This is a genomic window from Wolbachia endosymbiont of Ctenocephalides felis wCfeT (assembly GCF_012277295.1).
In the GTDB taxonomy this organism is placed as follows: domain Bacteria; phylum Pseudomonadota; class Alphaproteobacteria; order Rickettsiales; family Anaplasmataceae; genus Wolbachia.
In genome coordinates, this window is record NZ_CP051156.1 from 220188 (window position 1) to 233312 (window position 13125).

Here is a 13125-nt window from a genome sequence, read left to right on the forward strand (position 1 = left end):
TTATTTAATTTGTAATATTAACATTGCCCATGTATTTTTGCAATACGTTTGGTATTGAAATTGATCCATCAGAGTTCTGGTAATTCTCTATTATAGCAATTATAGTTCTTCCTATAGCCAATGCTGAACCATTCAAAGTGTGAACATATTGCTTAATTTTCTTATTAGCGCTTAAAGAGTATTTAGTACCCATTCTTCTTGCTTGGAATGCACCACAATTTGAACAACTTGATATCTCCCTATATTTGTCTTGCCCAGGTAGCCAAACCTCTAAATCATAAGTTTTTTGTGCAGCAAAACCCATATCGCCGCTGCAGAGCAACATTACCCTATACGGCAGCTCTAATTTTTTTAGTACCTCTTCAGCAGCGTTTGTCATACGCTCATGTTCGTCGTGCGATTGATCCTCAGTTGTGATGCTCACTAATTCAACTTTACCAAATTGATGTTGTCTGATCATGCCTCTGGTATCTTTTCCTGCACTTCCAGCTTCTTTACGGAAACATTCTGAATATGCAGTAAAACGGATAGGTAATTCTTTCTCCTCTATTATTTTATCAGCAATCAAATTTGTCAAGACTACTTCACTTGTTGGAATGAGTCTTAATCCATCAGTAGTCAAATACGAATCATCAGAAAATTTTGGTAGTTGGCCAACATTGTACATTGATTCATCTTTTACCAAAATTGGATGATATACCTCAGTATAGCCAAATTCATTGACATGAGTATCAAGCATAAAACTTGTTAGTGCTCTTCCAAGTTTAGCTAATTGTCCTTCTAGCATTGAAAACCTTGATCCGGAAATTTTTGCTGCTCGTTCAAAATCCATCAGACCTAATGCTTCTCCAATCTCATAATGCAGCTTGGGTGCAAAGTCAAATTGTCTTTTCTCTCCATTTTTCCTCACTTCTACATTATCGTTCTCGTCTGCTCCGATTGGCACATCTTGTGCAGGAATATTTGGCAAATTAGATAAAATATTAACTAATTTATCCTTTTCTACTTGCTCTTTTAAGCTGATTGATTCTATTTCATTTGTGATGCTCTTTGACGTCTCTATTTGCCCTTCGCATGGGCTTTTGTTCATCTTGAGCTTCTTTATTTCCTCCGTGATTTCATTGCGCTTTCCATTCAAGCTTTGCAATTTAGTAGTTAATAGCCTCTTCTTGTTATCAACATCCAGTATATCTTGTGCAGTAAACTCTTTCATTCCTCTGCTTTCCATTGCTTTTTTAAATTCTTCAGAGTTTTTATGTATATATTCTATATCGTGCATTATTATTTCAGATGATGACTGCTCAACTGTACTTTAAAAACTCCTAATACTCAACATTTTCTCGCTAATATGCTTATATAACCAGCCCGTAGTTCTTGACAATTATTAATATATAAGATATTATTATATATACTAATAATATTAAATAGGTAGGAAAATGCCAGCAGAATAAGTTACAGCAAATTTAATGGAGCCAGCGTTAAAGGCACCTGGGAAGTCAATATTAAAGAAATCAAAAGCATCTGTAAAAAAGAAAGTACAATTTGCTGACCCTGATTTAGAACAGTAACAGCAAAGCAACTCAGACAGAAATGTCGAGCAAATCTCATAAGATCAGCTTTTTTATCATCAACAAGGTATGTAACTACATCCAAGTTACCAGAATAAGCAGCCCTGTGTAAAGGAGTCCAGCCATAATTGTTCTCAACATTAAAATCAACAAAATCAACCTTTTTTTCATCAATAAGGTACTTTACTACATCCAAGTTACCCCAATAAGCAGCCGCATGTAAAGGAGTCTGGCCATAATTGTCCTTAACATTAAAGTCAGCCTTTTTCTCATCAATGAGGCATTTAACTACATCCAATTTCCCTTTTTCAGCAGCACAGTGCAAAGGAGTCCAACCATCATCGTTCTTAACATTAAAATCAGCCTTTTTCTCATCAATGAGGTATTTAACAACATCCAATCTCCCTTCTCCAGTAGCTAGGTGTAAAGGTGTGTTGCCATTATTGTCCTTAGCATTCAAATCAACCTCTTTAACTTCAATTAGGTACTTAACTACATCTAAATTACCTTCTTTAGCGGCCAAGTGTACAGGAGTGTTGCCATCATTGTCAGAAGAGTTAATATCAGCTCCTTTCTCTATGAGATCTTTAACCCTATCAAGGTTACCCTTTCTTACAGTATCAAATAGTTCATTGTTTAGGTGTTCAATAGATGAAAGAAACTCAACAATTTGTGCATAACCTTTTGTCCTTGCAATATCTAATGGCATCTTATCGTCTTTATCTCTAGCATTCATATCAGCACCTCGATTGACGAGAAATTTTACTACATCAAGATGTCCAAAACAGGCAGCCCAGTGTAGAGGTGTACGCCTCCAGCTATATTGCTTATTGCCTTCAAGTTCATTGACACTTATTCCTTGCCTCATAAGGAACTCTACAATATCTCTATGACCTTCTTCAGCAGCCCGATGTATAGGCTTCTTACCAAAATTATCCTCAGCATTAATATTAGCACCTCTCTCTACAAGTAACCTTGCAGCATCAAGACTTCCCTTAGCAGCATAATGCAAAGGTGTCCAACCATTATTATCAACTTCATTAGGATTTGCTTCTTTATCCAGATTGAACATTACAGCATCTACATCATTATCTTCAGCTGCGAAATGAATAGCCTTTGCACCATTACCGTAAGCATTCCATTTTTTCTCTAAGTACTCAATAACATTAGAACGTTCCCACCTTCTAGCAATATCTAAGGAGGTCTTATCATCTTTGTCTCTAGTTCTTATATCAGCACCTCTCTTTACAAGGTACTTCACTATATCCAAATTACCATCTTCAGCAGCCAAATGTAGAGGATTATTGTCAGTAGCCTTAAAATCCGCTCCTTTTTCTATTAGTAGTTTTACTACATCTAATTTACCCTCATTAGCAGCAAAATGCAGAGGAGTTCTGCCATCTTTATCTACTACATTAACATCAGCTCTTTTTTCTATAAATAACTCAACAATCTTTTGCTCTCCTTTACGTACAGCAATATGTAACGCTGTATCACCACTGGCATCTTGAAAATCAAGGTTTGGCTTTATTTCTCTCTCAAAAAGCCTTCTTACACTTTCTAATTTTTCTTCTTCTGAGTCATTGCTTTTTATAGCATTAATTAGCTCTTCTTCAGGTGTGATCTTGTCATCATAATCAAGAGAGTCAGATCTGCGATAACGTTTAAGCTGAAGAAGCCTCTGAGCTTGTCCTGCTTCTACTTGCTCATTAACTTGTTCTTCTTTTTTCAAATAATCTGCTGGATGCTCTGTCTTTAGCATAAGAACCCTCTATATCAATTTGAACATATTCAATACCAAAAATATTTTTTAATGCAACAACAATTTAGTAAGCAGTGTTATGGAAAAATTATTTATTTACTTTTGACAACAACTTTCCTAAAATTGAAAGAACTTTTATTGCGCATTCTCTATTGTAGAGGGTATTTTTCAACTTTTTATGTAAAGAAAAGTACAAGGAATTATGGTACTTTCAAGTACCTTTCGTGAAAATTTATAGAACGAGTTCGTGGAGTAACCTAACCACCACACTAAAAAGTTAGAAGTTCTCTATATTCTAGCTATATTATGGGTTTCAATCTGCCACAATAGCTCACTTTTACATTATTACCACTTACAATATATTAGCTATGCAACATATGTTATAGATAGTTGATTTTATTAAGAATGCTAATATTAATATTGACAAATTAACTATTTTGTAATATCATTATTATTATATAGTTTAGCACTAATTATGAATCAAGTAATAGATCAAATAATAAATCCAAAATCTTTATTACACCATCATGTTGAATTTATTCATGACATGAAAGAAAAAAGAGATTATGTAAAAGGTTTGGAAGATGAAATAAAAAAAGGAATAGAAAGTATAAAGGACAACTCGCCAGGTATATTCGAGCATGAAGAGATAAGGTTTAAAGTTACACCTTCAAATGGTGAATATTTTATTGAATTTGAAGATACAGATAGAAGGAGCAAAGAGTTTGAAACTCTAAAAGGCATTACACTCATTGCAAAAAAAGAAGGTGATGTTTATAAATTTGGAGCTGAATTTGGAGAAGGAGATAGAAAATTTCGTATAGGTGAGTCTAATCCTAAGTTTCCTTTTAGATCGCAAGTTAGCGCTCTTGAAGAATTTCAGAAAAATTTAATATTAATTGCAACAGCAACAGGATCTGGAAAAACCATAACAAAGTTGATGTTTGCTCTTGTGGCAAAATTGTATGGTATAAAGGTTGTATCGGTAAATCCAAGACCAGACTTAGTAGGGCAAGAGTATGAAGACCAACGAACAGCAGTTGATAAGTTATCAGATGTCTCTTATCACAATCAGTATAATGGGACTGGTCATACTATCTTAAGCTTTGATAAGTTTTTTGGGAGTTCAAAGGATATAGAGACCTTTCAAAATTTGCAGAATTGATCAAGAAACATGAAGCTCAAAATGAAGGATTTAAGGTAGATTTAGACAATAAAAGGGTAGTTGTAGGTAATATCGAAATTTATCAAGACCATTATAAAGTTAATGGAAAAGAGGAAAAAGGTAGTTTGTTTGAAGAGCAAAAGTTGCTTGTAATACTCGATGAAGTACAAGATATGGTAAATCAGGGAGAGGCATACTATTCTTATATCAGACTTCTCTTGCTACTTGCATACTGGGGAAAGATTAAATTAGTTATTACAACTGCTACTCCACCTATATGGATTAAAGAGCTTTTAGAAGAAGCACAGAAATATGGAATAGGAGAGATTAAAGCTCAGACATTAAAGGAAAAGATCGCGGATGGAGTAGGTGGCAGGATTGATATTACTGTTCATGCTAATAAGAGGGATAAGGATTTCATAAAAACTTATGAAAGAGATTTAACATCTGAGGTATTGGAAAGGACAGAAGCAGAAAAAACATGGTATAAAATAAGCGAAGAAAGTGATGTAAAAAAGAAAATAAAAGAGCACATTGTATATAATTTACAAAGTCCGAAGAACAGAATGGCTCTATTTTGTTCTGATTCTAGAGAATCCAAGGAAGCATTTAAAGAGAAAATAGAAAGCCCAGAAAAACAGCTTATTAGTGGCAAAAGTATTTCTTTAACTAAAAATGAAAGTACATTGTACGATAAGATAAAAGAAAAATTAATTGAAAAATTTGGAGATGATAAAAAGGAAGATATTGATTCTGTTTTAAATGAGTTTGATCTTACAAGCAGCATGGCAGAAAGTGGTATTTTTGCAGTTGCCCATGGATTCATTGACAATGTTATATCCTGCATTACTGGTATTCCGCTGGATGAATTAAACAAAAAGAGGTTTTCAGGTTTAGATGGGCTAATACAGCGAGTTAAAGATGAAGTAAGTAACTGCGAGGAAAGTAAAATCACAGAGTATGTTAATAACTTAGATCTTGATGATAGTGATAATAGAGTACAAGTTATACAAGGGATGAAAGTAGTTCTAAAGCTTTTTCAAAGGACTAAAGATAATAATGAAAATGAAAAACTGGAAGAATTAGTAAGTAATCATAACCTCAGTAACACTATACACAAAATGTTGTTTCCTGATTTTCGTGAATTATCACAATATAGATGCGGATTAATAAGTGATGCATGCTTATTTTCCAAGGATATACATAAACAAAAAGAATATGTTATAGGTTCTTACAATAACATATCACACAGTGGCATTTTTGATTACCTAAAATCATACGGCATGGAGGTCGAAAGTGAAAAACAAAAAGAGCTTGAAGATCTATACGAAAAATCAGATAAAGCGCTAGAAGCAGCGCTGCTCGCAAGGAAGAGACTGGATCCACAAATATCGGAAATAGATAGTGAAATGCGCAAGGTCGCTTTATGTCTTAAAAATGATAGAACGGAAAATAATATAAGTGAAGAAGAACGTCAGGAGAAGATGAGGATTCTAAGGGATCTGAAAAGAAAGCGTGAAGGTTACGAAAAAGAGTGGGAAGAGGAAGAGAATAAGTTTAAGAAATGCAAAGAAGAATTTTTAAATGAATTAAAATTTATAACAGAATATGAACCAGATGCTGATAAATATCCTCTGTATGAGTTAAGAAAAATCTGTAACCCATTTGCAATTCGTGAAGAAGAATCTGAGGAAGTTTGGGCTTTGTTGCATCGCTCTTTGGATAGGAGGCAATGCATAATAAATTCATGAAGCTATCTCAAATTTAGCCATGCCTATTTCAGTAAATTTGTTCAGCAAATAACACTTGAGTAGCATTTCTTTCTCACGGTTAATCTCAGATTTGTTCCTAAAACTAAACCCAAATGTTTGCTTCAGTCGCGAGAAAAAACTTTCTATATAAGATCTCTTCCCATAATTTATCTCTTTTTTCCACTTCTTCATACCATCTTCACCATATGACTTTATGAGCTTGATTGTAGAATTTCTCTCAGCCATATAATCCAGCTTTGGATGCTCCACTGCATTGTTTTGCAGAGGAATTTTTATCTTTATGCCAAGCTCATTGCACAATTTGTATAACTTCTTTCGATTATATGCTCTGTCTGCATATAGTGTGCTTATATTGTATTTAGCATTAGCCCTTGCAATAAGATCACAGGCTCCATAGTGGTCAGAATAAACTCCACTACTGTATTTTGCAGCTATGACTTTTTTGCTACCTATCTCCAGCATTACATGCAATTTTCTTGTTTGCTTATAGCCACGGTACTTTCTATCTGTACCGTTTGCCTTACTATGGCCTGGAATATTATTGTAGATGCTTATTCCAGTGCTATCTATGGCGATCTCAATATTTTCCATACTGTTTTTATCATGTCTTCGATCATTAATTTTTAAGTTAAGCTTTTTGAATCTTCTGGAAGCCTGGGAATAGCTGATAACTTGCAAATTTTTTCCTATTTGCTCAAGGTATCCCGCTATAAACCCCACCGTTTGTCTTAGGCCTATTCTAAACAAATAAGTTATTATGTGAATTAGAATTACGACTTTATCACTATAAATATTGTTGCCACCGGTCATTTTGGGACTTTTTTCGTACCAATTTTCTATGGCATCGTTGACGTAATAAAAAATATTTCCTCTTTCTTGGAGAAATTTGTTATATTCGTAGCAGTTACTGACTTTCATTTTGACTGGCATATTTTTCCTTTGTCGGTTAAATGCCTGTTTATAATGAATTTCGTCAGTAACTCCCAGTTCTTTTTACTTTAGCTATGCAACAAAGCCATTCTAGCGCCACGCGCTGGAATGACACCTTTTGGAACAACGTTCGTACAGATGTAAATATAAGCTCAGTAATTTTTTTTATTCAAGAAATAGGATAGTTATGGAAAAAAAGTACTTGCATAACTTTGAACACCTACTTATTATGCAAAGCAATATTGTAGTTTAAACAGTTGACTATTGTTTAAAAGCATATTAGATATGGTATAAGTGTGATAAGGGGGTATATTATGGCAATAACAAATCCTACAAATTCTTCAATTTTTTCAGGAACTGCTTCTTATATAAGCAGTTCAAAACCTGTTACTTTTATAAAAAACAGTTTGTTTCCTAAAAAAAGCAATAAAGGAGGAAAAGTAAGTAATAAATTAACAACAGAAGATAAAAATATTATTGCAGATGTTATTTCTGCAATGGAAAGTTTATTGCAGAGAAATTCTGCTGATAAAGAAAAGTTTGATAGGGAGAAGTTGAAAAAGCTCGCATCTCTTAGAAGTAGGATAGAAAGCTCTCTTACTAAGGATAGAGCAATAATGAAATTTTGTCATTCCATTATAGAAAATGAAGATTTATGTAAAGCATTCAATGATCTTTCTGAAAAGAATAATGATAAGGAGTTTTCTGCTAAATTAGATGAGATCATTGAAGAGTTTGGCATACACCAACTGCAAAGAAAAATGCTGCTCCTTAAGAAGATTCAGGGAAAAAGTGACTTCAATTCTATAAAAAATAGTTATGGTGACTGGGGTTTTTATAATCTGTTAAGAGATTTGACGCGTGATGAAAATTTTAAGAAAGAGTATCTTGATAAAGCATTCAGTGAAAGAAGTAAGTCTTTTATGGATGATGTGAATAAGTATATAGAACTAGCATATATAGGAAGGGGAGTTGCAAATAAATATTTTAGCGCAAAATTAGATATTCAAGCTTATTATTCGGTAACGGGTGATAATAACAGAGTTTTGAATATAAATCTTGTTGATCACGGTAACAATGAGCCAATAGAAGTTAGTGATATTTTAAAGAAGGAACAAGATACTGATGCATTGAATATCTATCACAATGGAAAGCTTGAGGTTTATGGTCGTCAAGATAAAGAGAAGAAAAGATATTACACATTTGAAGGAAATGCATCTTACGAGATGACAAGCACTTGGCCTGTAAGCTGTAAAATGGTTATGCATGTGAATAAGGATGGTATAGCTAAAGTGTTGAGCTTTGATGATGGTACAGATTCTAAGTTGACACAAGAAAAGTGGTTTGAGTTATTGAAACAAAACCAAGAGTTGTACATTCAAGGCCTGCCTTTACATGAAGCTGTAGCAAAATACTTGGGACTAAGATCTGGAGAAACATTACAAGCAACAACAAAGGCTGAGAAGCAGCTACCTGACGTTATACCTACTTCTCAAAAAAGTAAGGAAATTGCTAAAAGTTCCAGTTGTGAAGGACCTACGAAGAAAGGTCCAGGTGGGAACCCAAAAGATTCTGATAAAGATAAAGATCCAGGTCCAGATAGTGGAGCTAGTCCTGCAGCTAGTTCTCCTAGTACACCGGATAGTCAACCAGAGACTGTTTCTCAACCTGGTAAGGTTACAACACAGAACTCTACAACCAATGTCACGCAACAAGCTGAAGCTCATACTGAAACAAAAGGAGTTAACTCGCAATCAATTGTAACTCAAGCAGAAACTACTTTACAAGATGAGTTAAATGGCAAGATAGTAGAGCTATCTGGAAAAAATAGTGGTTTGCAAAGTAAGCTTAAAGTACAAGAACAAAAATTTATAGAAAAAGAAGAGTATGAGGAGTTAGTGAAGTTGCTTTTTAAGGAAAGTGAAGAATTAAAAAGAGAGTTAGATGACACTGAAGAAAAGAAAGAAAAGCTAAATAGGAAGTTTGAGCAGGTTATTCAAACAAATGAAGAGTTAACAGGTGAGGTAAAAAGATTATTTGGAAAAAATAGCGATTTGGAAAATGAGCTTAAAGTACAAGAAACAGGTAAAGAAGAATATAGAGAGTTAGTGAACAAGCTTATTGAGGCAAGGAGTAAATTAGAAAAAGACTTAAATACTGCTACAAAAGAGAAGAATGAGTTTGAAGGCAAGGTAGAAGAGTTATCTGGAAAAAATAGTGATTTACAAGCCGAGCTTGAAGCACAAGAGCAAGGATTAAAAGCAGAGAGAATAAAAGGACATGAAGAATTAATGAAAGTTAATACAGAACGAAAAAAGCAAGTGCATGGTCTTGTTGAGGCAACATGGAAATTAAGAAAAGCTTTAAGTAACGCTATAAAAGAAAGGAATGCGTTCGAAGATGAATCAAAGAAGTTAAAGATAAAACTAAAAGAAGACGAAGAAGAATTAGATCTTATACTAGATAAACACTCTAATACTGTAGACAAATTAAATTCTCAGCTATGTGAAAAAGATGATGAGATTAAAGATTTAGAGGAAAGGGTAAAAGAACAGCAGTTGAAACTGCTGGAAAAAGGTGATGAGCTTAATAAGCTAGTTGAAAGTTATAAGGAAATAATAAAAGAAAAATTTCAGCTTCTGCAGCAGGAAAAAGATAACAAAATTGAAGATTTAGAGTCTCAGCTGCAGGGAAAAGATAATGAAATTGAAAATTTAAAGGAAATAATAGAAGATAAGACAGAGAGAATTGAAAGAATGAAAGAAGACTCTCTTATTGATAAAAAAGAAATAAAAGAGTTAAGAAATTATGTAGAAGATTTGAATAAAACTGATGATAACAAAATAGACATAGATGAGGTCTTCAGTAATGTAACGTCATATCGGGATTTATGTACTATAGTTTCAGGACTTGGTGGTCTTATTGAGCCAATAACGGAACAACTGTCACCTAGATCTAAACGACCTAGATTTGGAAGTATCACTACTGATGATGGGTTTGATAGTGAAAGTGATAGGGGAAGTGATATAGATGACGATAGAGGAAGTTATGGAGGAAAAAGTGATAATCGCCCTAACTCTGCTATTAATTCTTCTTGGATAGAAAACGTATCCATTCAGCCGGGCGGTAAAATAAAGAGTAGACAAGGAATGCTAAAAAGGTAAACTAGAGTGGCTGTGAGGTAATATGGTTGATCTTTTAGAATTTTGCGAAAGTTTAAGCAGACTATAGAAAAGTTAGAAACAAAAATAGAAGAGCTTAAAGCAGAAAATAAAGCGCTAAGGATCGAAAACGCTGAGTTAAAAGAAAGGCTTGGCTTAAATTCAAAAAATTCATCTATACCAAGCTCCAAAGAATTATATAAGATGAGGGAAAATAAGCCAAAAAGTGACAGGAAAGTAGGAGCACAGGTTGGACATAAAGGCAGTTACCGCCCTAAAATGGAGGCAGATGAGATGGTAAAAATAGAACTGCCCAATACGTGTGAGTGCGGAGGAGAAATTGCGGTATCAAAAGATCCGTATACTCATCAAAAGGTCGATTTGCCGGAAATCAAGCCGTATGTAGTTGAATATCAACTACAGCATGGACATTGCAAAAGATGTGGAAAAAGAAAAAGTAGCAAGCTACAAGAAGGAGTAACTGCGGACACATTTGGTCCAAGAGTTAAGTCAGTAATTGCAGCATTAAGTGGATTTTACAAGAATTCGAAAAAAGAAGTGGCAAATATTATAAAGGACATTTTCAACCTGGATATCAGCGTCGGTAGTGTATCAAATAGCGAGGCTAGAGTGGCAGAAAAATGCCAAGAAGCATATGAGCAAATTGAGGAAGAGGTAAGCAAGAGCAAAATTTTACATATCGATGAAACTAGCCATTACAACAAAGGTAAACAGGGCTGGTGCTGGATGTTTGCGAGCAAAATAGGAAGTGTGATCAAATTGACAGAGTCAAGAGGGATGAAAGTCCTGGAAAATAGTAAATTTGGAAAGAATAACAACCTAGTAGTGACCGACAGATATGCAGCTTACAACTACTTTTCCAGCAAGAAAAGGCAGGTCTGTTGGGCACATTTAGCAAGAGATTTTGAAAGGTTGTCTCATAGTTGGAATAGCGAAGTGAAAGTTTTGGGGTATTATTTAAGGAATGTTGCTACTGAATTATTTGCATTGAAAAAAGCTCTGTTAAAGGATGAAATAGACACATTAAGGTTCATAAGAAGAGCAAGAAAATTACGCAAGCGAACGAGATATTACTTAAAGAATATATCAAATTTACCCGAGGCAATTGGAGCGTCTCGAGTAGCAAAAAATATCATGAAATCGGATCTGATGATGTGGAAATTTTTGGACGATCCAGAAAATATTCCACTGACAAACAACTATGCTGAGCGACAGATTCGGCATTACGTTGTTTACCGAAAAGTTTCATATTTTACACAATCGAAACGGGGAAATATGTTTCTTGAGAGGATAATTTCATTGTACTTGACTTGGAGGCAAAAGAAGTTAAATCCTTTTCAAAACCTACTGGCTATTGCTTCTTAAGCCATACACCTGAATGGATACATATTCTCATGCTAAATTGACCATTTTATTTATAGGCAATATTTATGGATTTGTTTAGTGATTCTGATACTTATAAGGATACAACGGTAACGTTTGAAGCACAATTGGACAGGTGTAATCTTACAGCTGATTATGATAGCGGCGGTAAAGGCCTTAGCATGGATTTAAAGGATAAGACAGGATTGGGAGGTAGTATTTCGTATGCAAACCATATGCTAAAGTTCTTCTCACCTGATAAGAATTATGAAGTGTCATTAGGTACAATGGAATTTGATGAGAAAAGTAATACAGTCAGAATTGGATTCCAAGCGGCTTTGTTGCATCGCTCTTTGGATAGGAGGCAATGCATAATAAATTCATGAAGCTATCTCAAATTTAGCCATGCCTATTTCAGTAAATTTGTTCAGCAAATAACACTTGAGTAGCATTTCTTTCTCACGGTTAATCTCAGATTTGTTCCTAAAACTAAACCCAAATGTTTGCTTCAGTCGCGAGAAAAAACTTTCTATATAAGATCTCTTCCCATAATTTATCTCTTTTTTCCACTTCTTCATACCATCTTCACCATATGACTTTATGAGCTTGATTGTAGAATTTCTCTCAGCCATATAATCCAGCTTTGGATGCTCCACTGCATTGTTTTGCAGAGGAATTTTTGTCTTTATGCCAAGCTCATTGCACAATTTGTATAACTTCTTTCGATTATATGCTCTGTCTGCATATAGTGTGCTTATATTGTATTTAGCATTAGCCCTTGCAATAAGATCACAGGCTCCATAGTGGTCAGAATAAACTCCACTACTGTATTTTGCAGCTATGACTTTTTTGCTACCTATCTCCAGCATTACATGCAATTTTCTTGTTTGCTTATAGCCACGGTACTTTCTATCTGTACCGTTTGCCTTACTATGGCCTGGAATATTATTGTAGATGCTTATTCCAGTGCTATCTATGGCGATCTCAATATTTTCCATACTGTTTTTATCATGTCTTCGATCATTAATTTTTAAGTTAAGCTTTTTGAATCTTCTGGAAGCCTGGGAATAGCTGATAACTTGCAAATTTTTTCCTATTTGCTCAAGGTATCCCGCTATAAACCCCACCGTTTGTCTTAGGCCTATTCTAAACAAATAAGTTATTATGTGAATTAGAATTACGACTTTATCACTATAAATATTGTTGCCACCGGCCATTTTGGGACTTTTTTCGTACCAATTTTCTATGGCATCGTTGACCTTTACAGGGATGACAAAGGGAGAGCACTGTAATTCAGTTCTTTCCATAAGTAAGGGGATCTGTTGTTTTTTCTTGCACTAAAAATTCCTGAATCCCAGATGCTATTTTGGTGCCTAAAGCACTA

At 34.4% G+C, this 13125-nt stretch carries 8 protein-coding genes and 1 pseudogene; 5 read left to right on the forward strand and 4 right to left on the reverse strand.

Going from position 1 to position 13125, the window contains the following annotated elements; all coding sequences use genetic code 11:
* Nucleotides 1-4 precede the first annotated feature (4 nt).
* Entirely contained in the window at nt 5-1279 is a 1275-nt protein-coding gene (gene serS / locus HF197_RS01105) for a serine--tRNA ligase (protein WP_168463936.1), read from the reverse strand.
* A 173-nt stretch (nt 1280-1452) separates the two neighbouring features.
* Nucleotides 1453-3330, reverse strand: coding sequence for an ankyrin repeat domain-containing protein (locus tag HF197_RS01110; protein WP_168463937.1), 1878 nt, complete (start codon nt 3328-3330; stop codon nt 1453-1455).
* 475 nt (nt 3331-3805) lie between these two features.
* Between HF197_RS01110 and HF197_RS01115 the strand changes: the two genes are divergently transcribed.
* Nucleotides 3806-4495: a DEAD/DEAH box helicase family protein gene (locus HF197_RS01115; protein ID WP_168463938.1), complete on the forward strand. Its 690-nt coding sequence runs from the start codon at nt 3806-3808 to the stop codon at nt 4493-4495.
* A complete protein-coding gene (locus HF197_RS01120; protein ID WP_168463939.1) occupies nt 4492-6246 on the forward strand; it encodes a DEAD/DEAH box helicase family protein in 1755 nt (584 codons plus the stop codon). The genes HF197_RS01115 and HF197_RS01120 overlap by 4 nt, the downstream gene beginning before the upstream one ends.
* On the opposite strand, the gene HF197_RS01125 is transcribed toward HF197_RS01120, so the two are convergent.
* Complete coding sequence (locus HF197_RS01125) at nt 6241-7197, reverse strand: IS5 family transposase (protein ID WP_168463940.1); 957 nt, start codon at nt 7195-7197, stop codon at nt 6241-6243. The two genes, HF197_RS01120 and HF197_RS01125, sit on opposite strands and share 6 nt — an antisense overlap.
* Before the next feature lie 314 nt (nt 7198-7511).
* Between HF197_RS01125 and HF197_RS01130 the strand changes: the two genes are divergently transcribed.
* The 3 genes and pseudogenes from HF197_RS01130 to HF197_RS01140 all read left to right on the forward strand — a co-directional run bounded on the left by HF197_RS01130 (nt 7512) and on the right by HF197_RS01140 (nt 12127).
* Nucleotides 7512-10361, forward strand: coding sequence for a coiled-coil domain-containing protein (locus HF197_RS01130; protein WP_168463941.1), 2850 nt, complete (start codon nt 7512-7514; stop codon nt 10359-10361).
* A gap of 22 nt (nt 10362-10383) precedes the next feature.
* Nucleotides 10384-11744: pseudogene (gene tnpC / locus HF197_RS01135) on the forward strand (IS66 family transposase).
* A gap of 65 nt (nt 11745-11809) precedes the next feature.
* Nucleotides 11810-12127 carry a hypothetical protein gene (locus HF197_RS01140; protein ID WP_168463942.1) on the forward strand — a complete coding sequence of 106 codons (318 nt, stop codon included), beginning with the start codon at nt 11810-11812 and terminating at the stop codon, nt 12125-12127.
* On the opposite strand, the gene HF197_RS01145 is transcribed toward HF197_RS01140, so the two are convergent.
* Complete coding sequence (locus HF197_RS01145) at nt 12122-13048, reverse strand: IS5 family transposase (RefSeq protein ID WP_168463943.1); 927 nt, start codon at nt 13046-13048, stop codon at nt 12122-12124. The genes HF197_RS01140 and HF197_RS01145 overlap by 6 nt on opposite strands.
* Nucleotides 13049-13125: the final 77 nt, after the last annotated feature.